The sequence below is a fragment of the Pseudomonas tritici genome (assembly GCF_014268275.3).
GTDB lineage: Bacteria > Pseudomonadota > Gammaproteobacteria > Pseudomonadales > Pseudomonadaceae > Aquipseudomonas > Aquipseudomonas tritici.
The window spans coordinates 2826745-2848402 of sequence record NZ_CP077084.1 but is presented as its reverse complement, the minus strand read 5'-3'; the positions used below and the strand labels follow the sequence as shown (position 1 = coordinate 2848402).

Below are 21658 nucleotides of genomic sequence, written 5' to 3'. Positions count from 1 at the left end.
CATGAGTTCTCTCAAGAAATACGCCTTTACACCGACAGTTCCCGCTATCGCACTGCGGGACTTCACGCCCAATGCAGAGCTGTTTCATTATGATATTGGTGAGCCAGCAACCACGCAGGTCGCCGACAAAAAACGCGGAGTTAGCCATCGACATTCCAGCCCCAGTGAACACCCACGGCTGAACACCTATGTCATTACCCATACCATAACGCTACCCTTACATTCTTCTACCGCCGTGCGACAAGAATCCAGAATGCCCACGCCAAAGGATCATGACAGCACGCCAAAAAACCATACTCGTCCTGCGGAAATAACCCCTGAGCGAACTCAACTGTCTCAGGATTTCTGGCTGCTGACCCAGCATGACCGAACCCTGGTCAAGGGCGGCTTGCGCATCTCCTTGACCACCATTGAATCCGCATTGATTAAAAAAATGTTGCATCATGAAGAGCGCGTCGTGAGCAAGGAAGAGTTGATCCGTAATATCGGGCGCGAGCCCGAGTTATATCGCGGATTGGAAATGTGCCTGAGTCGACTGCAAGAAAAGTTCAAGCGGGCCAACGACGGCGAACGTTTGTTTCGTGCAGTCAGAAACCGTGGTTATTGCCTCACCCAAAAAATCAAAAAGCCGCTCGAGCTGACTCAGTCACGCCGATAACTATAAGACAACTGACACTTTATCACTCACCCTGCCTATTGATACCTGCCTTTTTATAACACCCTCTAATAAGATCTCGCTGGCCTTGTTATAAGTCGTCAGCCAATGCTCCCTGCCGTTCATTACTATCCACGGGTACGCGCTTGCGCGTGCCTGTCGTTTTAGTGCGGTATTGCACCGCGTGATTAAACCCTGCCACCACGCACGTGGTCACCACCGGGAGCAGAACTATGCTGAACAACACTAGAATGCATCGCAACCTGACGCCCAAGGGTTTGACGTTCTGGGGCCAGTGGACGCTCGCATCGGGTTTGGTCGTGACACTGTTGTTTATGTTGGTGTTCTTGAAAACCGGTCAACTTGAATATAACTATCGTGTCTTGGCCGCCTTTACCATACTGGCGTCGCTGCCTGCGTATAGCCTGTGTGATGTGTATAGTAAGAAAGACGATTATGGCGTGGGCCTAGGTCGACTATTCATGGGTTGGTTGCTGACCATAGGTATATTGTTTGCCGTGGGCATTGCCTGTAATGCCAGTTCATTGTTTCCTCTGGAAATTTTACTGTTGTGGGCGGCAGTCAGTTACCCACTGTTGGCACTGTGTTATATCCCGTTGCACAGCCTGTCCAGGTATTACCATCGCCAACTTCACCAGCGGCACAAGTCATTGATCGTGGGCACCGGCAAACTGGCGGTCGACTTGGCCAAAACGCTGTCGCGCCAGAAGCGTTCACCTTTGGTTGGACTGGTCGGTAGCCACGCCGATGCGGCGTCGGAGGCGCAATCGCAGATACTCGGCGAACTGCCGCAATTACCGCAACTGATCCGGCAGCACGGCATTCGCCGGCTCTACATCACTCACTCGTTGCAGGATGCCACCCACATCGAGGCGCTGTACCTCAACTTGCTGGAAATCAGCGTCGATGTGATCTGGGTGCCCGACCTCAACAACATGCTGCTACTCAATCATTGCGTGGCCGAAGTGGATGGGTTGCCGGCGATCTTCCTCAACGAAAGCCCGCTGACCAGCCGCCCCACCGCTGCCCTGAGCAAGTCATTGCTGGACAAGAGCCTGGCCTTGCTGGCGATCCTGGTGCTGAGCCCGTTATTGTTGGTGTTCGCCCTGCTGATCAAGCTCACCTCTCCCGGCCCGGTGATTTTCAAACAGGACCGCCATGGCTGGAATGGCGAGGTGATCAAGGTATGGAAGTTCCGCTCGATGCGCATGCATGACGACCAAGAGGTACGCCAGGCCAGCCGCAACGACTCGCGCATCACCCCGGTCGGCCGGTTTATCCGGCGTACCTCCATCGATGAATTGCCACAGCTGTTCAACGTGCTGCAAGGGCACATGGCCCTGGTCGGCCCGCGGCCCCATGCCGTTGCGCATAACGACTATTACTCGGGGAAGATTCACGCGTACATGGCGCGTCATCGCATCAAGCCCGGTATCACGGGGCTGGCGCAGATCAATGGTTGCCGGGGTGAGACCGAGACACTGGAGAAGATGCAAAAACGCGTCGATATCGACCTGCTCTACATCAATACCTGGTCGCTGTGGCTAGATATCAAGATCCTGGTGAAGACGCCATTTACGCTGCTGTCCAAGGATATCTACTGACAGAAAAGCTGGACGTTCAAGTCTGATACCCGTCAGTTAAACCGCCGCTAAGGCGAAAGGTACTTGCTCCCTCGCCACAGGTACGGTGTTAGCCTTTGGCGGACTGGGATTAGACCTTCAAGCCCCCCTTCCCGCCTCACTCCGTCATCTTGTCGATGTTCTTGTAGAACAAGTCACTGTCCCGTCCATCCGTCATCGAATGCAATGAATAGGCGCGATTCAACCGCGCGCCGCCGTCACGCGTCAGCGGTGCCCACACCAGGTTGGCACGGCGCATGGTCGACAGGCTCATCAACTCATCGAACGGAATGGACAGGTAGAGGCCTTTGTCGAAGCTGCCTTCACCAAACTCTTCCTTGGACACGTTGGTACGGGTGATCCACGCACCGATACGCACGCCATTGTTGAATTCCCGCGACAGGTCCAGCGTCGCCCCCCAGTCCCTGGCCAGGTATCGACCGACGCTCAAGGCGCCCTGCAGGTTGAACGGCAGGTCGGTGTAGCCGGTGATATGCCCGGTCACCGTGCGGTAATCACGCAGGCTGAAATCCTGCTCGAAGCCGCGCTGGCGCACGTAGTTCAGGTCGGCCCCCACGGCCCAGCCCTGGCCCATCGGCCGGTACAGCAGTTCGCTGCCGACACCGGCGTACATCGACTCGAGCAAACCGCCGTAGACCATGCCGTACAGGTCCTGGTCCAGGCGCTGCGCATGGTTGAGCTGGAAGGTCGGGAGGGTGACGTCAGCGCTGGTCATGTACTTGCGCAGGTCGGTACGAACCCGGGGCAAACCCGTGGGCGCGTCATAGGTAAAACCGTCGTAGTTGTTCAGCAGGTTGACGCTCAACAAGCCGCTCCACCACGTGTTGCGGGTAAAGCGGTATTCGGCGTCGAGATCGGCGGAAATCTGGTAGAGCAAGCCATCCGGCCCGCCGACGTTCTGCTTATAGCCAAGGCCGATGCCATAGCTGAACGGCTTGGGCGGTTGGGTATAGAGCAGTGTCTGCGTGCGTTCACTGGCGCGATTGACTTCGACCTGGCGGTGCAGGTCCTGCAAGTCTTCGCGGTTGTTGACCACCTCGCGGAAGGTCTCGCGGGGTACGCTGGTTTCCTCGATCGGCATGGCATAACGTTCGCTGACCAACGTGAACCAATCAATCTGGTCGTTCACGCTGTTGTCCAGGATACGGCTGGCACGCCCTACCGCCTTGGCGCTGTGGAAGTAGCGCTGCTGTTCGCCATACACCACCAGCTCCGGCCCGCGTTGGGTGATGCGCTGCACGTTATAGCCGGCATTGTCATGCAGGCGCTGGGAGACTGCTGCCCAGTCCACCTGGTCGGGCGGTGTGCTCGGTGCCTTGGCCGGCAATGGGGGGGCCGGTGGGTCGTAGGTTTTTACCGGTGCCTTGCGGCTGGCAAGATTGGTGTGCAGGGTGATGCCGAACATCGCGGTGTTGCCGCGTTCCCAGGCAGCACTCACGTCGATGGAGTCGGCGAGCTTGTAGACCAGGCCCAGGTTGAACGGCGAGTCCTGGCGAAACGAGTTGTCCCGGGGTTCGTCCTTGTAGTCGTTACCTTCAACCTCGAGCTTGAGGCTCAACGGCGCCCAGGGCGTTTGGTAAGCGATCCCGCCAAACAACGCGGGCCGGCCGCGAAAATAGCCGTTGGAAAAACTGCCGGAACCTTCGGCGGTGGGCCGCCTGTTGTAACGATCATCCAACACGCCCAACGGGTTGCCGAAATCACCGCGACTGCCCATGTAACCCCAGGCGATGCCGGCGCTGAAATCCACATCGCCATAACGCTTGTTGGCCACCAGGTACTCGCTGGAAAACAAGCCGGTGCCGCCCAGGTCCATGAACCCCAGCGCCACTTCCGGCAGCCAATGGCTTTCCTGGTACAGGCGCACTTTGGCGTCGACGGCCTTGTCCTTGTAGCTCTGGCCGCCGCTGAACGACTCGGCGCCATACAGGCGGTTGGTGATCGCGGTGTAGCGAAAGGTGCCTTCCAGCCAGTCCAGCGGCTGCGCCGAAAAACTGTAGCGGCTATAGGGCTCGGTGCGGTTGGCGTTGATGCTCAGCTCGCCGGCGGGCGCCATGCGCGCGGTGGGGGTTTGCAGCAATCCCACCCCGCCAAAATCGCTTTGAGTGTAACGGGGATCGCCATGCGCGACGCCACAGGGCACCAGCAGCACGGCCGCAATACATAATTTCAAGGCGTGACCTCGGCCAGGGGTTGGGTGGCGAGAAACTCGGCCAATTGCTGATTCAGTTCAGGGGTGAGCGGGTCCAGGTCATCGCTGCGAATCGGCACCAACAATGTGCTGCCGGGCGCAGGGGCGGCGCCGTCTTTGCGGTTCCAGGGGGCAATGCCCAAACGCGTGACCTGCCCGTCGGGCTGGATCAGCCACAGGTAATCGGCGTCCGCTTCCACGGATGGCGGGCACGCGACGAGGTAGTCGCGCGCCTGCTGTTGTGGCTGAAATACCAAGGTGCACGCCGCGGCCACCGCGCCCAGCACACGCACGCTGTCAGGCCTCGGCGGGTACACCAGGCGGTCGCCCTCGCTGACCGGCAGGTTCGGCGCAAAACCGACCTCCACCGCCACCGGGTCCAGCACCGCCAACTGGCGGCCGGTCACCGGTAAGGCCTGCACCTGTTGATACACCTGCGCGGCAACAGCGGCACGACCTACGTGCCCCGCCGCCAACGCGGCCTGGTGCAGGGTTTGCAGGTCAAACAACACGCCGGCCTTGAGCCGCGCCTGACCTTCAAGCAACGGTTGATGCAGCCAGGCAGCGCCCAGCCAATAGCCTTCGGCATCCGGTTGCGCCGCCGTGATCACCTCCAACAAGCGTGCCCCGGTTTGCAGCGCAATGGGGCCTGGGTTGCGTACCTGGCCGCTGACCGTCATGGCGGCCTGGCTCACACTGGCACAGCTGCACAACAGGACCAGCGCCGTGAGGGTTCGACGGGTCATCGGGCGTCCTTACGGGTGGGTTGCAACTGGGTGATGGTCAGGGTCAGGCTGGGCGAAAGGTGCTGCTCGCTCTGCACAATAAAACCGTCGGCGGGGTCGACCCAGTAACGGTTGCGCGCCTTAAAACCAGCGCCTTCAACGTCTTCGTCGATCCGTAACAAGGCATAGGGTTTGTCGAGAATCTCGATGGTTTCGATGCCCTTGCGCGTCATGCGACTGGTCAGTGGGATACCCATGCGATAGCCACCCACCCAATCGATTTGCCGCGTACTGCGATAGCCATCCGGCACACGGTGCAACCCCAGCTGAAACGGTGATTGCCCCTGCCAGTGCGTGCCATCCAGCTCGGCACCGAGGCCAACCGTGCGCACCACCAGGCCGTCACGCATCAGCAGCACCTGCTTGCCCGACGCCACCCAGAATTGCAGGTCGCCGCGCTGGCGAATCAGCGCCATCACCCCTTGGCCGGACACTGTGGTGACCTTGATCTGCGGGAACGGCACGGCATCCACCTGCGCCTGGGTCAACACCAGCGGCGCGGGCCCGGCCACGGCCGCCCTGAACGTGTCGAGGGAGGCGGTCATCAGCGGATTGCAGCCACCCAGCAGCCACGCCAACCCCATGTAAGTAGCGATTTTAAGAGTGTTCACGCAGGTTCCACCCTATCGGTTGCTGACTTCGCTCAGGTTGTTCTGAGTGGACGCGCCGATGCCGACGATCGTGGCGGAAGGGATCAACTGGCTGATAAAGCGGTTCCAGCGCGTGATATTGGCGGGGCCGACAAACACGACATCCTGAGGCTGCACCTCAAAGCGCGTGGCCAGGGCCATGGCCGAAGGAGAAGCCGCTTCCAGCTGGAACACCTTGGCCGGCTCTGCCGCGATATTCTGCGCGCCGCGGATCACATAGATGGCGTCGGCGTTGGAGGTGTTCTGGTTGACCCCACCCACCGAGCCGAGCACGTCGGAAAGGTTCATGCTGCGGGTCTTGAAGCTCAGCGCACGCGGCTGCATGACCTCGCCCATCACATAGATGCGTTTGCGGTCGTTGTAGGCCAGGTACAGCTGGTCGCCGTCCTTGAGGTAAATGTCGTTCAAGCGCGACTGCTCCAGGTTGAGCGTGTCGAGGTCCAGGGTGTAGCGCTTGCCGCCACGGGTGAGCGTCAGGTTCGACAGGTCGGCATTCAGCGGGTCGATCCCCGACGTGGAGACAGCCTCCATCACACTCATCGGGATGGTGGTGATCGGCAGCGGCCCCGCCTTGGCGACAGCGCCAGTCACCACCACGCGCTGGCTGGCAAAACGCAGCACGCTGACGTCTACCTGTGGGCTGTCGATGTATTGGCGCAACTTGTCAGTGATCTCATTGCGCAGCGCTTCAATCGAACGCCCCTTGGCGACCAGCGGACCCACATAGGGGTAAAACAGTTTGCCGTCGGGGTTGACCAGCCGCCCGTTGGCGTCGATCTGCTGCTGTGGACCGGAAGGTGCGGTGAGTTCAGGGTGATCCCACACGGTGATATACAGCGCGTCATTGGCGCCGATCAAATAGGGGCCAGGCTTATAACTTAATAGTTCCGCTGGTATGGAATAAGGCACTTGGGTTGCCGCGTCCATGGCGAGCAACTTTGGCGTGATAGGAATTAAATCCACCCGACTGTTTTCAGCCCCGCCCTCCTCGGTCAACGCCGCGGTATCCATATATTGGCCTGGGGCAAACATGCAGCCTTGCAACAATGCAGCGGCCACGGCCGCAACAGAAAAAATACGCATCATAGTGCTAGGACACTCGCGATAAACGACAAGAAAAAAAGACCACTTGGGCGGGGAATCCAAGCGGTCCAAAAGCGGAAGGCTTACAACTAGTTGCCGGTACCTGTGGTGCCGGTCGTGCCAGTGGTACCCGTGGTGGTGCCGCCGTTGGAACTGCCGCCGCTGCTGGATGCAGCGGCAACGCCGGCAACAAGGGCGCTGCCGACCAGCAGGGTTTCCCCTACTGTCACAGACCCCACCACGGCGGTGTCGAGCCCCAACGGCAACTCGGCAGCCAACGCGGACGTACTCAAGACACTGAGCATAATAATAGCCAGTGATTTCCTCATAACAGACTCCTTATCGTCAGTGAGTAGTCAGGCCGATAGTGCCACCCAACTAAACAGCACACCAGACAGGTAAGATTTAACGTGATTAGTTGAAAATAACGTTTTCCCGGCGAAGTGCCCGGCCGCCCCTGCATTGAGTGCTATTGAAGTTGTATAAAACGTTATTAATTGTCGGAAACTTCAGGTCCGTCCGTACTTATCTTCAAAACGCACAATGTCGTCTTCACCCAGGTAGGAGCCCGACTGCACTTCAATCAACTCCAACGGGATCACCCCCGGATTTTCCAGCGCGTGCACCTGGCCAATGGGGATATAGGTCGACTGGTTTTCCGAGACCAGGTAAGTCTGCTCGCCATTGGTAACCCGAGCCGTGCCGCTGACCACGATCCAGTGCTCAGCACGGTGGTGATGCATCTGCACCGACAGCTTGGCCCCCGGCTTCACGGTGATGCGCTTGACCTGGTAACGCTGGCCGTTATCCACCGAGTCATACATGCCCCAGGGCCGATATACCTCACGGTGGTTAAGGTGTTCATGCCGCCCGGCCTGCTTGAGCTGGTCGACGATGCCTTTGACCTGCTGCACCTGGTCCTTGTGGGCCACCAGCACGGCGTCCTTGGTCTCGACGATGATCAGGTCTTGCACGCCAACCGTGGCGACCAATCGGCTGTCGGCGTGGACATAGGTGTTGTGGCTATCCAGCAGCAACCCATCGCCGCGCAACACATTGCCGCAGGCGTCTTTTGCACTGGCCTCCCACAACGCCGACCATGAGCCAATATCGCTCCAGCCAGCCTGCAACGGCACCATCACCGCGTCACTGGTTTTTTCCATGACGGCGTAGTCGATGGAGTCGTCCGGGCACGTGGCAAAGGTCGCGGCATGCACACGGGTAAACGGCAGGTCCTGGCTACCGCCCTCCAGTGCCACGCGGCAGGCTTCGAGAATCGCCGGCTGGAAGTGTTCGAGCTCCTCTAGGTAGCGGCTGGCGCGAAACATGAACATGCCGCTGTTCCAGTAATGCTCACCGCCGGCCACATACTGCGCCGCCGTGGCCGCGTCCGGCTTCTCGACGAAGCGCTTGACCCGATAACCGCCCTCGCCCACCCCAGCACCTTGCTCGATATAGCCGTAGCCGGTATGCGCGCTGGTGGGCGTGATGCCGAAGGTCACCAGCTTGCCGTCCCTGGCCAGCGGCAGTGCCACTTCCAGGCTGGCATGAAACGCCGGGATGTCTTCGATCAAATGGTCTGCCGCCAGCACGAGCAGGATCGGGTCCTCGGCCTCGGCGACGGCCTTGCACGCCGCCAGGGCGATGGCTGGCGCCGTGTTTCGCCCCACGGGCTCGAGCAGGATGCTCGCCTGTTCCATGCCCAGCTGGCGCAATTGCTCGGCCACCAGAAAGCGGTGTTGTTCGTTGCAGATCAGCTGCGGCAACGCCACGTTGGCACCAGCAAGTCGCGTGATGGTCTGCTGCAGCATCGACAGGTGCGCGTCGGTCAGGCGCAGGAACTGCTTGGGGTTCAGTTGCCGCGAGAGCGGCCACAGGCGCGACCCCGAACCGCCTGCCATGATCACGGGTATTAACATGAGAGCATCCTTGGGACAGAGATTCAGAAGTAGGCACGGGTGTGTTTATGCACTCGCGGACTGAAGCGCAGCTCATCCTGCGGCCACCAGCGGTAATGCTGGTGTTGCTCGACAGGTGGCTGCAGCGTTGGGTCGTCGTCAAGCTCCAGGCAATAGCTGAGCACCACGTAGTGGGTGTCCGGCCCGGCCCCGGCGTTGGCGAAGACACTGTCATCGTAAAAGTGCTCGAACACCCCCAGCAGCCGTGCACTGGCGCGCTCGAATGTGCGCCCCAACTCATCCAGGGTGATGCGCCGGAAAGCGCTGTCCAGGCTTTCGTTTTTCTGGATGCGCCCACCGGGCACGAACCAGAAACCATAGGCCGGCCGGTTGACGCGCAGGCCGAGAAAAACATCGCCACGGCGGTTTCTCACCACCAGGTCGATCGCCACTAATGGCGTCGATGCCACGACCGTTTGGAAGGTCGATAAATCAAGCCACATACCATCAAACCTGTGCCAGAAAGCGTTGCAGAATGCGTTCCTTGTCGAGGAACTCCTTGGCGTAGTTCAACGCCACCTCATTGCGCGCGGGCAAGGCCAGCACCCGCTCGATTCCTGCGTTCAGCGCCGCGACGGATTCCGGCTCGATCAACACCGCAATGCCCGTGTGTTCCTGGCACAGGCGGCCGAGTGTGGTGTCTGGGTCGGCGGTGATAATTGCATTGCCACCCACCGCCAGGATGTTGGTGAGCTTGGACGGCAACACCGCGTCCGCCACTCCGCGCTTCTGGATCACCAGGTGCGCATCGGCCGAGGCCAGCAGCGCCGGTAAATCCTCGTAGGCCTGCAACGGCGCGAACAGCACATTGCGCAGGCCATCGCGCTGCACCCGTTCGAGCAAGCGCGCCTTGCCGGTGCCCTGGCCGACGACCAGAAATACCAGCTCCGGGCGATCGGCATGGGCCTGGGCGGCGTCAAGGATCAGCTCCAAGCCCTGCTTCTCACCGATGTTGCCGGAGTACAACAACACCCGTGCTCCCGGCGGCACACCCAGGCGCTCAACCAAAGCGTGGCTGTGCGCTACTTGGCGAAAACGCGAGGTTTCCGACCAATTGGGAAAAAACAGCAGGCGCTTGCTGTTCACACCTTTGCCACGGGCCTTGTCGAGCATGCCGCTGGAAATCGTCGAGACCCGATCAAAACGTCGCAGCAACCAGCGCTCGATCCCAAACGCCAGGCGCCGCAACAAGGAACCGCCGCCGATGCCCAGGCCGAACATCGCATCCACTTCATAATCCTGGATATGCAACACCGACCGTGCACCGCTGAGCTTGGCCAGCAATAACGCTTGGGGCGCGCACAACAGCGTGGGCACCACCAGCATCACCAGGTCGGGTTTCCAGCGCAGTTGCCCCAGCACCGCCAGAAACGAGCTGGCGGAAAAGCTCAGCAGGTGCAGCAGGCGGGTCAACGCGGTGGGCTGGCGCGGCACATACAGTGGGCAGCGAATCACCGTCACGCCCGCGTCCTGCTCGGTGCGAAAGCGCCACGGCGAATACCCTTCGCCCACCTGCCACTGTGGGTAATACGGTGGCGCCGTCACCACTCGCACCTCATGCCCCTGCTCGGCCAACCAGCGTGCCTGTTCACCGCTGTACTTGCCGATACCGGTGAGTTCCGGGCTGTAATTGATGCCATACAGAAGGATTTTCATCACTGGCCCCGAGGCTGTTCGAGGGCCGCGAGATAAGCGTTGTAGGCGTCGCGCAAGCCCTCCTCCAGCGGCACGTAGGCCTCCCAGCCAAGGGCATTGATACGGCTCACATCCAGCAACTTGCGTGGCGCGCCATCGGGCTTGCTGGCGTCGAAGCGCAAACGCCCCTGGAAGCCGGTCACGCGTACCAGGGCCTGGGCCAGTTCGGCGATGGTGCAATCCATTCCGGTGCCGACGTTCAGGTGCGAGCACATTGGCTGGGTCTGCTCGCGGTAACGCGCGGCGTCGAGTTCCATGACATGCACGCTGGCCGCCGCCATGTCATCCACATGTAAAAACTCACGTCGCGGCCGGCCACTGCCCCAGATCACCACCTCCTCATCACCGCGCTGGGTCGCCTCATGGAAACGCCGCAACAAGGCTGCGATGACATGGCTGTTTTCCGGGTGATAGTTATCGCCCGGCCCGTACAGGTTGGTCGGCATCACACTGCGGTAATCGCGGCCATGCTGGCGGTTGTAGCTCTCGCACAGCTTGATCCCGGCAATCTTGGCCACCGCATAAGGCTCGTTGGTGGGTTCCAGCGCGCCATCTAACAACACCGCCTCGATCATCGGTTGCGGCGCATGCACCGGGTAAATGCACGACGAACCGAGGAACAACAGGTGCTGCACGCCATGGCTGTGGGCGGCATGGATCACGTTGGCCTGGATCATCAGGTTCTGGTAGATGAAATCCGCCGGGTAAGTCGCGTTGGCATGAATCCCGCCCACCTTGGCCGCCGCCAGGTACACCTGGTCCACACGCTGCTTGGCGAAATACGCCTGCACCGCCGCCGGGTCGAGCAGGTCCAGCTCATTGCGGCCGGCGGTGAGGATCTGCGTATACCCCAGCGCCCACAGCCGGCGCACGATGGCCGAGCCGACCATGCCACGATGGCCGGCGACAAAGATCCGCGCATCAAGATCACGTGCCATGCTCAGTTCTCCACGGCAATCGGTGCGTCATGCCCGTGCAGGCGCAACAGGGCGTGGCGCCGGGCGATCTTCAGGTCTTCGCGGACCATCTCCGCGCACATTTCCTGCGCCGTGATCTCAGGCACCCAACCGAGCGAGCGTTTGGCCTTGGACGGGTCACCGAGCAGCGTCTCGACTTCTGCCGGGCGGAAGTAACGCGGGTCGACGCGCACAATCACATCGCCCACCAGGATGCCCGGCGCCAGGTCGCCGTCGATGTGCTCGACCACCGCCACCTCGTCCACGCCCTCACCGACAAAGCGCAAGCCCAGTCCCAGTTCCGCCGCCGACCAGCGGATAAAATCACGCACCGAATACTGCACGCCGGTGGCGATCACAAAGTCCTCGGGGCTGTCCTGTTGCAGCATCATCCACTGCATGCGCACGTAATCCTTGGCATGCCCCCAATCGCGCAGGGCATCCATGTTGCCCATGTACAGGCACGGCTCCAGGCCCAGGGCGATGTTGGCCAGGGCGCGGGTGATCTTGCGTGTCACGAAGGTCTCACCGCGACGCGGCGACTCGTGATTGAACAGAATCCCGTTGCACGCATACAGCCCATAGGCCTCGCGGAAATTCACGGTGATCCAGTAGGCGTACAGCTTGGCCACGGCATAGGGCGAACGCGGGTAGAACGGCGTGGTTTCCTTCTGCGGGGTCTCCTGCACCAGCCCGTATAATTCGGAGGTCGAGGCCTGGTAGAAACGGGTCTTCTTTTCCAGGCCAAGCAGGCGTATTGCTTCGAGAATGCGCAAGGTGCCCAGGGCGTCCACATCGGCGGTGTATTCCGGCGAATCGAAGCTCACCGCCACGTGGGATTGCGCACCGAGGTTATAGATCTCATCGGGCTGGATCTGCTGGATGATGCGCGTCAGGTTCGACGAATCCGCCAGGTCGCCATAGTGCAGGATCAGGTTTTTATGCAGGGCCTGCGGGTCCTGGTAAATGTGATCGATACGCTGCGTATTGAACGACGAAGAACGTCGCTTGAGGCCGTGCACGGTATAGCCTTTTTCCAGCAGCAGTTCCGCCAGATACGAGCCATCCTGACCGGTAATTCCGGTGATAAGCGCGACTTTATTCATGTCTGTCTCCCAATTGATAGGCGAGCGAAGGCCGACACCCAAACTTGGGTGTTTGTTAAAAACGGTCAGTTACTTCGGTGTGGGCAGGTTCAAGTTATGTCCGGTCAACTTTGAAAGTTCCCGGACAATGGCGTCCTTATCGTTTAAATGAGCAATCGCGGTTTCCAGTTCGAGCACCTTGGCGCCCACCAGGAAGCGGTACCAATAGCCCTGCAGCAAGTGATAGACCAAGCCGCTGCGGCCATCGAGAAACCCCAGTTGGATGATGTAGCGCCACAAGAAATACGCCGTCGAACTCAGGGTGAACGGCACGCGGTTATACACACGGTTCTTGACCAGGCGCTTGGCCTTGGCCTGGAACGAACTCTGCCCCGTATGCAGCTCATCGCGGATCGCGAACAACCCGAGCCGTGCGTTAAGCACTTCAATCGCTTCACGGGTGGCGTAGCCGTTGTGCTTGTGGGTGAAGAACGTCAAGTCATGCAGGTTATGGTCGGCAAACCCACCCTCCAGGGTGATCGTGCGGCCCTCAGCCACCGAAATGTGCTCGTCCATCCAACGGTCTTCCATGCGCCCCAGGCCGGTGCGCCACAACCGCAGCATCTTCAACGGGTAACGCCCGCCATGGCGCACCCAGCGGCCCATGAAAATATGCTTGCGCTTGAAGTTGATCCCGGTGATATCGCTGGCCAACGTCGGCAGCCGCGTGTTGATCTCGGCGGCAAGGTCAGCCTCAATGATTTCATCGGCGTCCAGGCGCAGGGTCCAATTGCCGGTGATCGGCAAATGGTCCAGCGCCCACTGGAACTGCTTGGCCTGGTTGATGAATGGATGCTGCACGACCAGCGCGCCGTGGCTGCGGGCGATGTCGCAGGTGTTGTCGGTGGAGAATGAGTCGACCACCAGCACTTCATCACTGAAGGCCCGCACTGAATCGATGGCACGGGCGATGTGCAGGCTTTCGTTGTAGGTGAGGATGATTACGCTGACGGTTTCGCGCTTCATATCAACCTCCGTGCAGTTGCAGGACTTCGGTGGTCAGCCTGCGTGGTGAACGCGCGGCGCGGAAATGGCTCTCCAGGGGTAGGCCCACGGCGATCATCATGATCAGCCGCTCGCTGGCAGGAATGGCGCCGATGCTGCGGATTTTCTTTTCCACCGAATTGAGGATCGCCAGGTTCAGCGGACACGCACCCAGGCCGTTGGCGTGGCACGCCAACAAAAGCCCCATAGAAAACAGGGCGCCGTCGACGTAAAGCTGGTTGCGTTGGCCGGCACCGCCCCAGGCGGTGACTTCCGAGGTGACCACAAACAGGTTGTCCACCGACTGGGCAAAGCCGCGCGATCCACCTTGCAGCTCAAGCAACTGCGCGATCACTGCACGGTCCTGGTACACATGAACTCGCGATGACTGGCGATTGCACTGCGAGGGTGACGACTGCGCCAGCTCCACCAGCGACGTCAGCAGGTGGCTGTCGATCTTGCCGGCCTGGAACATCCGGCAACTGGAGCGTGATTGCAGGAATGCCTTGGCATCAAGCCCACCACTGCCCGGCCACGCCGCGGCGCGCTTAATGCCGCCCGTGCCGAGGGTACCGTCGCGCTTGAGGTGCTCAACATAGGCATCCAGGTAAAACACGAATTCGTCGCTCACGCCTAGGGTGCGGTGCAAGTCGAGGTAACCCTGGAAAGCGCCGAGGGCCATCTCCAATGGCAACGCCGAATAGGTGCGATCGTATTCGTTGAGCATATGGATGATGCCGTTGATCTTGTCCTTGCCGAACAGCGGTTTGGGCTCCTTGAGGGACAAGCCTTTTTCCACAGTGTGGGTTTCGATCAGGATCTTGTAGAACAGCTTCTTGTTGCGGCTCTCCAGCGGCGAGTAACCGTTGTGGCGAATAAACATGAGCATGTCGCGAAAGAATTCGCTGATGAAAAACATCAACTTCCACGCCTTATCCATCATGCGTTTCAACTGTTTCATAGTGTGATGTCTCTCGGTTTGAGGGGTCGGCACGGCGCACCAACGCAAATCATCCAGGCCGGCAGGTTGGCGATGACTACTGATCGCGCCCCCACCACGCAGCCCTCCTCCAGCACGCAGCCGGGATGGATAAAGGACTCGGCAGCCACCCACACGTGGTCCTTGATCAGGATTTCTCGCGTCACCAAGGGCCGCAGCAGGCTGCGGGTATCGTGGGTGCCTGTGCACAGGAAGCTGCGCTGGCTGATGGCGACCTTCGAACCCAGGGTGATCCTGGCCATGGCGTACACATCCACGCCGTCAGCAATGGCGGTGTAATCGCCGATCTCCAAATTCCACGGGGCCCAGATGCTGCACGTAGGCGCAATCCGGCAACCCACGCCGACCTTGGCGCCAAAGCGACGCAGTAACCAACTGCGCCAGCCGTGCAGCATCCAGCGCGGTGTGGGGCGAAACAGCAGTTGATAGACGACGCCCCACAACAGGCGCCGGGCCTTGTTGCTACGGGGCAAGGTGTCGACATACTTGAGTTGGGCAAAATCGCTCATGAGTGCAGCGCCGCCAGTTGTTCCAACAGGTAGCGCTCGCCGACTTGCTGCAAGGCCTGGCGCCGTGCACGCACCGCCACCCAATCAATCGGCACCGTGATCAGGGCCTGAACCTGGTCGACGTTGTCCGCCGGTAGAAAGCGTTGCGACAGTTCCAGCTTCTCCAGCAAGTTACGCACCCGGGCATTCAGCGAGGCTTTGTTACCCGGCAACCCCACAGCAATAAAGGGCTTCTCAAAAATGATCGAGAACACCGTCGCATGAAAGGAATTGGTCACCACGTAGGCCGACTCCTTGAGCAACTTGAGCCAGTCCTGGGGGCCGACCTGCACGGTCTCGCCGATCTGCCGCCAGCGGCGGTGCGCGTTGTACGGCGAAACGATCGGCCCGGCTACATGCTGGGACAGAGCATGGGCCACTTCGCGCACGCCCACGCCCGTGCGCAAGGCGTAGCAGAACACGTGGCCAGTACGGGTCTGAGTGGCAGTGGCGAGCAGCGCTGAATAATCACGGTGCAGCAACGTCGGGTCGGGTACGCATTGGGCGGTGAGCCCGCTGACCTGTTGCACAATGCCCACACCGCTCTCTTCGCGCACGCTGATCGCTGACAGTTGTTTGAGCAGGCCTTCGGCCCGGGCGTGGTACTCGGGCTCCAGGTATTCCTTGCCGAAACTGGCGGCGTAGGAGATGCGCCGAATCGTCTTGTCGCAATCGAACGCCAGGAAGTACGCCGGATCCAGACCAGTCTGGCCCGAGGGGTTCCAGATCTGGTCACTGCCCGCCACCAGCAACTGCTGACCGGCGACGGCCTGGTTGAGCTGGTCGGCATGGGCGTAGCGCGGCTCCTGGATATTCAGGAAACGCGCTTTGAACGCCTGGAATTGGCGGGATTGGGCATTCGGCCCCAGCACCTGGGTTTTCAAGGCCAGGGCCTTGAGGTAAACCGCCTTGAGATTGGCTTTGAGCTGGCGCGGGTTGAACAGCTGCCGGATCTCGCTGCCATCCTCGACGTAGGCCGGATGGTAGTTGATCAGGCTCACCTGCAAGCCCTGTTGCTGCAGCCAGCGCTGCAAGGCATAGGCTTGCAGCACGGCACCGAAGTTCTCGCTGAAATGGTACGTCAGTATCCCGGCCCTGACGGGGCGTGCAGATGCGCTCATGATCCAGCCTGTCTTAATAAGGAATGTGAAGGGTGTGGCGGGACAAAGGCCTGGCGCGCAGGCGCGGCTTGGTTGAGCAAGCCGATAAACATCGACCACACCAGCAAATAGCTGCCATCAAAGGTGGTGAAGAACTGGTAGCTGGTCTTGAACGAAAAAATCAGCAGGATCGCCACCACCGCCAGCGACACAGGGTTGCGCGGCAGTGTGCTGAACAGCAGGCAGAACAACGCCACACCGATCACCCCGAGCTTGGCGATCACCCCCCAATAACCGTTCTCGATGTCGAACTTGGAGTTCTCGAACCAGCGTTCATCGTTGGTGGGCACCCCAGGCGTCAGCTGCTTGGCCAGGCCATTGCCGAGAAACACCGTGGCCGGGTTTTCCAGGAACGACTCCTTGGCATGGGCGATCTCGAACGCGCGGGTCACGTCCTCACCTTTCTCTTCAAACAGGTAAGTGGCAAAGCGCGACACCGCCAGGGGGCTGGCATAGAACGTCAAGGTGCCCAGGGCGCCGATGGCGACCACCAGCACCGCGAGGGATTTGAGCTTGCGTTGGGTAATGGCCGACAGCAGGATCATCACCGCCATCGCCGCGAGGATTGTCTTGGATCCAGCGGCCAGCAGCGTGACGGCAAGGATCAGCATCAGGCCGATCTTGCGCTGGCAGCAGGCATAGAAAAACAGCAGCACCGCCGAGCTGGTGGGGAACAGCATGATGCGGCCCACCTCGTCGCTGGACTTGGAGGCGGCGTTGGTCAGGTCAATGCCAACCCCGTACAGGCTGACCTGCAGCAATTGGCCGAGGGCAAAGATATAGATGACCCGCTCGATGATCTGGCGGTAGTTGAAACGATGAGCCCGGGCAATTTTTTCCACATTGGCCAACACATAGCTGTAGCCGGCCAACAGCAGTACAAAATAGAAAAACGGAATGCCCGAACGCAGGAACTGGTACAGGGAAATTTTCGCGCCGCTGCTGACCAATACCTGCAACACGCTGGAGCCAATCACCAGGGCCAGTAACGGCAACGCACGGGTAAAACCACGCGCCGCATACACCACGAACGGCAGTAACAGCAGCAGCGCCAAGGGCTGCGACAGGTTGTTACTGAGCGCCAGCGGCAAAGCGAAAAACGTCAGCGGTAGGTAAAGGGTCAGTCGCGCCTGGGATAGCATCATGGCCCTACCTCCCCAGCACGCAGCACCCGCAGGTAAACCAGCACCACCAGTTCCGGCAGAGAGAGCAGCAAAGAGGCGCCCAGCAGCGGCTCAATGCGCTCCTTGCACGCCAGCCACAGCAGCAAGGCCACCGCGCTGCTCACCGCATAGATCAGCGAAGTGCGGGTGTGACGATTGGTCGAAATGAGCATGGCCGCGAGGATGAACCACGCCACATTCAAGATCGTGTGGGAGCCGATCAGCGCCAGGGACACGCGGTCGACCTGCACCAGTCCATGGCTCCACAACAGGATGATCTGCGGCCCGGCCCAGATACCAGCGGCATACACCAGCAAGCACAGGCCCAGCACCAATGAACTGGCGCGCTGGGTGAAACGCCGCGCCTGCTCGAACTGACCGCGCCCGGCCAGCCGCGAGATTTCCGGTGTAAGGGCATTGCTGCAGGTGATGCCCAGCTGAATGATCAGGCGCATCAGGGTGCGTGCCATGGTGTAACCCACCACCACGGCCGGGCCGGCGATCTGGTTGAGCACTTGCAGACCGCCTTGCAGAGTGATCGCCTGGGCCAGCGGGATCGCCGCGCTGCCCAGCGCCGGTTTCCAGATTCCCCGAAACTCGGCCCAGGATGCCGACGCCAGGCCCAATAGCGGCCAAGGTGAAATACGCCGGACAAACAGGGTCACCAACACTAGGAACAGCACTTGGCTGAAAAACATGCCCTGCGCCAGTTGCAGCTCCGAGCCGCCGAGCAGCAGCACAACGATGGACAGCACAATATCCAGGGTCCTGCGATTGGCCATGATAAAGACCCCGCCGACAGTCTTGTCGATGGTCCGGAACCAGGCGTCAATCGGCCCACCCAGCAGACGCGTGCACAGGTAGCCGGACATGAACAGCACCACCAGACTGGCCTGTTCGGGGACCAGGGTCTTAAGCTTGAGCAGCCCCACCCAGTCGACCCACTGCCCCACGGTCAGGGCGAACACCAGCACCCACGCGACCACCACCAGGGTAAACGCCAATGCGGTCTGCACACTGCGCCGCGCACCGGGCACATCGCCTTGGCTAGCGCGCAACGTAGCGCTGGTGGCCGAGGCCTGAGCCACCCCCAAGTCGAGCAGGCTGAGCATCGACGGGATACCGGTGAGCACCAGCCAGTCGGCATAGCGCCCCGTGCCCCAGGCATGCAGGAAAAACGGTACCAGCACCAGTTGCGCTGCCAACGTCACCAATTGGGTGTAGCCATAACTCAGCACGTTGAGGCGAAAACGACGCGACAACGAACGGGGCATTTCAAGCACTTTGTTCATAGCTCATCAGGCCTTGTCGGACTGATAGGCATAGCTGTAATAGCCGTAGTCGCCGTAGCCGTAGCTGGCGGAACGACGTTTTTCCACGCCATTGAAGATCGCCCCTTTGAGCTCAATGCCGTTCTGGTGGAAGCGCCGCAGGGTCAGCTCGATTTCCTTCGCCGAGTTCACTCCAAATCGCGTCACCAACAGGCTGGTGCCCGCCTGGCGTCCGACAATCGCGGCGTCGGTTACGGCCAGCAGCGGCGGCGTATCGATGATCACCAAGTCATAGTGTTCGCTGACCTCAGCCAGCAGAGCGGCAAAATTGGGGTGCATCAGTAGCTCGGACGGGTTCGGCGGAATCTGCCCACGTCCGATAAAATCAAAACGCTCCACAGCCGTCGGATGAATCGCCTGCTGCAAATCGCACCGTTTGGCCAGCAGGTCGGACAACCCCTCTTCCACTGCCTTGCCAAGCATCTTATGCAAGTAGCCCTTGCGCATATCGGCGTCGATCAGCAGTACGCGCTGGCCCGACTGCGCGACAATCGCCGCCAGGTTGGCCGAGACAAATGTCTTGCCCACTTCGGGGCTGGGACCGGTGATCATCAATCGGTTGTTCTTGGCCTCGATCATGGCGAAGTGCAGGCTGGTGCGAAGGCTGCGCATGGCCTCCATCACCAAGTCGTGAGGGTGATTGAGCGCCAGCAACGACGGTGCGGCCGAGCGGCCCTTGGCTGCGTTGGTTTCCTCGGCCTTCTGCAACAGGCTGAAAGGAATCGAGGCGTACACCGGTAGCCCGAGTTTCTCGATGTCATCCGGGCTTTCCAGGCCTCGGTTGAGCAGGCTGCGCACCAGTACCAGGCCGACCGACAACATGCCGCCCAACACCATGGCGAGCAGCACCACGATGACTTTTCGCGGTTCTACGGGCTTGGCAAGGTTGGCGTCGGCACTGTCGATCAAACGCACGTTGCCCACAGTCCCGGCACGCATCACGTCCAGCTCTTGGGAGCGGTTGAGCAACTGGGTATAGATCTCGGTACCCACCTGCACATCCCGGGTCAGGCTGAGCAGTTCCTGCTGGGTGCTGGGCAAGCCTTCGACGCGCTTGGTCATCTGCGCTTGCTTGGCGTTGAGTTCAGCGAGCTTGGCGATCAACGCGCGATAGGCCGGGTGTTGCGGAGTGAACTTGCGGTCCATCTCGGCCTGTTGCAGCTTGAGCTCGGAGATGCCGGTGTCCAGGGCCACCACTTGGTCCAGCACGGCCTTGGCTTCGAGACTGATATCGATGGATTTGCTGCGAGTCTGAAAGCGGTTCAAGGCGTTTTCGGCCTTTTCCAAGTCGCGACGCACCTGGGGCAGTTGGTCGTTGAGGAACGACAGGCTTTGCGCCGCTTCGGCCGAGGTGCGGTCGACGTTTTGCTTCACATAGAGATTAGAGATTTCATTCAACGTGCGAATCGCCAACGCCGGACGCGTGCTCTCCAGGGACAGGCTGATGATCCCAGATTCCTTGCCGCGCTCGACCACGGTGAGCAGGTCTTGGTAGTCGGCCACGGTATCCAGCCGTGGCTTGCGCACAATTTTGAAGTGTGTGCCGGGGTTGGCGCGTAGCTCCTTGATCAGGACCTCGACACCGTCGGCGGCAAATGGCACACCGACGCGACCTGCGGCGATCTGATTGCCGTCCTCATCAAACAGCGTGTAGGCCTGGTCAGCGCCGGCGACCAGTATCAACTGGGTGCCCAGCAACCCGGCAGGCAGGTTCAACGTGGTCAGCAACAGTTGCTCGCCACCGGCCGAGTAGCGGCTGAACCCAAACAGCGGCGGCGCGATATCGCCTTTGTGCTCCGGTGCGTAACGCCGTGCCAGGAAGCCGCCAATCAACGGAAAATGCTGCGCGGTGATGGTGATATCCAGCGCCAAGGTGTCCACGGTCTTACCGATGATGGTGCGCGACTTGATCAGCTCGATCTCAGTCACCGCCGGCGACTCTTTCCCCAGCAGGCTGCTGACATCAGAGAAACCAAGCATGTCGTTTTTCTTCGGTTCCACCTGGATCAACGCATTCGCCTGGTACACCGGCGCCGCCAGGATGGCGTAGGCCGCGCCGATCAGCATGCACGTGCCAGTAATCCCCGCGATCAGCCACTTATGATCGATCAGGGTGCCGAGCATGCCGAGCACATCGATCTCGTCACGGTGAGGGGTGTCCGGGGAGGCGTTCTGGGGTGAATACATAAATCGCGTCTTCGTCCTTGCAATCATTTAAAGAGGGAGCATCAGCGCGCCAAGCGCTGGGCCCAGGCCTGCGCGGCCTGTTCGATCAATGCATAGGCCTGCACAAAGGCAGGCTTACCCTGGCGATAGGGGTCGGTGATCTCGCGGTCGTGCTGCCATTTGCCCAGCAGGAACACCTTGCCCCGTGCTTCAGGGGCAAGGTTGAGCACACCGTCGATGTGCCGTTGCTCCATCACAAGGATCAGGTCGGCTTCGCTCACCGCCTCCACGCTGAGTTGCCGCGCTTTGTGCACTTGGGGCATATGCCCATGCTCTTGCAACACTTGCCCCGCCAGCGGCTCCAGCGGGTGATCACGCAGTGCTGCCAGGCCGGCCGAGCTCACCCGGATGCCGGAAGGTGCAAGCGCGACGCCCAGCAAGTGTTCCGCCGTGGGGCTGCGGCAAATGTTGCCGATGCACACGATTAATATCTTTTTGAACAAGGCAACCTCCCACGCACCGCA

General features: G+C 60.4%; 20 protein-coding genes. 2 read left to right on the top strand and 18 right to left on the bottom strand.

What is annotated here, in order from left to right; genetic code table 11:
- The first annotated feature begins 1 nt into the window (after position 1).
- Both HU722_RS12670 and HU722_RS12665 read left to right on the top strand, forming a co-directional pair.
- Positions 2 to 658, top strand: coding sequence for a winged helix-turn-helix domain-containing protein (locus HU722_RS12670; RefSeq protein ID WP_065876063.1), 657 nt, complete (start codon positions 2 to 4; stop codon positions 656 to 658).
- 230 nt (positions 659 to 888) lie between these two features.
- The gene (locus HU722_RS12665; protein ID WP_065876062.1) at positions 889 to 2280 is read left to right on the top strand and encodes an undecaprenyl-phosphate glucose phosphotransferase; all 1392 of its coding nucleotides are present in this window, start codon (positions 889 to 891) and stop codon (positions 2278 to 2280) included.
- A gap of 136 nt (positions 2281 to 2416) precedes the next feature.
- On the opposite strand, the gene HU722_RS12660 is transcribed toward HU722_RS12665, so the two are convergent.
- The 18 genes from HU722_RS12660 to HU722_RS12575 form a co-directional block, all read right to left on the bottom strand.
- Positions 2417 to 4492 (bottom strand): YjbH domain-containing protein, encoded by a 2076-nt coding sequence (locus HU722_RS12660; protein WP_065881736.1) that lies wholly within the window; start codon positions 4490 to 4492, stop codon positions 2417 to 2419.
- Positions 4489 to 5256: a capsule biosynthesis GfcC family protein gene (locus tag HU722_RS12655; RefSeq protein WP_186754678.1), complete on the bottom strand. Its 768-nt coding sequence runs from the start codon at positions 5254 to 5256 to the stop codon at positions 4489 to 4491. Before HU722_RS12655 ends, HU722_RS12660 begins: the two co-directional genes overlap by 4 nt.
- Positions 5253 to 5906 carry a YjbF family lipoprotein gene (locus HU722_RS12650; RefSeq protein ID WP_275959820.1) on the bottom strand — a complete coding sequence of 218 codons (654 nt, stop codon included), beginning with the start codon at positions 5904 to 5906 and terminating at the stop codon, positions 5253 to 5255. Before HU722_RS12650 ends, HU722_RS12655 begins: the two co-directional genes overlap by 4 nt.
- Before the next feature lie 12 nt (positions 5907 to 5918).
- The gene (locus HU722_RS12645) at positions 5919 to 7031 is read right to left on the bottom strand and encodes a polysaccharide biosynthesis/export family protein (RefSeq protein ID WP_065876058.1); all 1113 of its coding nucleotides are present in this window, start codon (positions 7029 to 7031) and stop codon (positions 5919 to 5921) included.
- A gap of 86 nt (positions 7032 to 7117) precedes the next feature.
- Positions 7118 to 7357: a hypothetical protein gene (locus HU722_RS12640; protein WP_065881740.1), complete on the bottom strand. Its 240-nt coding sequence runs from the start codon at positions 7355 to 7357 to the stop codon at positions 7118 to 7120.
- A 180-nt stretch (positions 7358 to 7537) separates the two neighbouring features.
- Positions 7538 to 8947, bottom strand: coding sequence for a mannose-1-phosphate guanylyltransferase/mannose-6-phosphate isomerase (locus HU722_RS12635; protein WP_065881742.1), 1410 nt, complete (start codon positions 8945 to 8947; stop codon positions 7538 to 7540).
- A 23-nt stretch (positions 8948 to 8970) separates the two neighbouring features.
- Positions 8971 to 9429, bottom strand: coding sequence for a GDP-mannose mannosyl hydrolase (locus tag HU722_RS12630; protein ID WP_065876055.1), 459 nt, complete (start codon positions 9427 to 9429; stop codon positions 8971 to 8973).
- 4 nt (positions 9430 to 9433) lie between these two features.
- The gene (locus HU722_RS12625) at positions 9434 to 10642 is read right to left on the bottom strand and encodes a glycosyltransferase WbuB (protein ID WP_065881743.1); all 1209 of its coding nucleotides are present in this window, start codon (positions 10640 to 10642) and stop codon (positions 9434 to 9436) included.
- Positions 10642 to 11619: a GDP-L-fucose synthase gene (gene fcl / locus HU722_RS12620; RefSeq protein ID WP_065909577.1), complete on the bottom strand. Its 978-nt coding sequence runs from the start codon at positions 11617 to 11619 to the stop codon at positions 10642 to 10644. The genes HU722_RS12625 and fcl overlap by 1 nt, the downstream gene beginning before the upstream one ends.
- Positions 11620 to 11621: 2 nt before the next feature.
- A complete protein-coding gene (gmd, locus tag HU722_RS12615; RefSeq protein ID WP_065891220.1) occupies positions 11622 to 12743 on the bottom strand; it encodes a GDP-mannose 4,6-dehydratase in 1122 nt (373 codons plus the stop codon).
- A 69-nt stretch (positions 12744 to 12812) separates the two neighbouring features.
- Positions 12813 to 13748: a glycosyltransferase family 2 protein gene (locus HU722_RS12610; protein ID WP_186754675.1), complete on the bottom strand. Its 936-nt coding sequence runs from the start codon at positions 13746 to 13748 to the stop codon at positions 12813 to 12815.
- 1 nt (position 13749) lies between these two features.
- The gene (locus tag HU722_RS12605; protein WP_065891218.1) at positions 13750 to 14727 is read right to left on the bottom strand and encodes a nitroreductase family protein; all 978 of its coding nucleotides are present in this window, start codon (positions 14725 to 14727) and stop codon (positions 13750 to 13752) included.
- Positions 14724 to 15275: an LbetaH domain-containing protein gene (locus HU722_RS12600; RefSeq protein WP_065876049.1), complete on the bottom strand. Its 552-nt coding sequence runs from the start codon at positions 15273 to 15275 to the stop codon at positions 14724 to 14726. The genes HU722_RS12605 and HU722_RS12600 overlap by 4 nt, the downstream gene beginning before the upstream one ends.
- Entirely contained in the window at positions 15272 to 16435 is a 1164-nt protein-coding gene (locus tag HU722_RS12595; RefSeq protein WP_065876048.1) for a polysaccharide pyruvyl transferase family protein, read from the bottom strand. The genes HU722_RS12600 and HU722_RS12595 overlap by 4 nt, the downstream gene beginning before the upstream one ends.
- Positions 16432 to 17619 (bottom strand): O-antigen ligase family protein, encoded by a 1188-nt coding sequence (locus tag HU722_RS12590; protein WP_065876047.1) that lies wholly within the window; start codon positions 17617 to 17619, stop codon positions 16432 to 16434. Before HU722_RS12590 ends, HU722_RS12595 begins: the two co-directional genes overlap by 4 nt.
- The gene (locus HU722_RS12585; RefSeq protein ID WP_065876046.1) at positions 17616 to 18929 is read right to left on the bottom strand and encodes a lipopolysaccharide biosynthesis protein; all 1314 of its coding nucleotides are present in this window, start codon (positions 18927 to 18929) and stop codon (positions 17616 to 17618) included. The genes HU722_RS12590 and HU722_RS12585 overlap by 4 nt, the downstream gene beginning before the upstream one ends.
- 6 nt (positions 18930 to 18935) lie before the next feature.
- The gene (locus HU722_RS12580; RefSeq protein ID WP_186754673.1) at positions 18936 to 21155 is read right to left on the bottom strand and encodes a polysaccharide biosynthesis tyrosine autokinase; all 2220 of its coding nucleotides are present in this window, start codon (positions 21153 to 21155) and stop codon (positions 18936 to 18938) included.
- A 41-nt stretch (positions 21156 to 21196) separates the two neighbouring features.
- On the bottom strand, positions 21197 to 21637 hold the full coding sequence (locus HU722_RS12575; RefSeq protein ID WP_065881754.1) for a low molecular weight protein-tyrosine-phosphatase: 441 nt from the start codon (positions 21635 to 21637) through the stop codon (positions 21197 to 21199).
- Positions 21638 to 21658 lie beyond the last annotated feature (21 nt).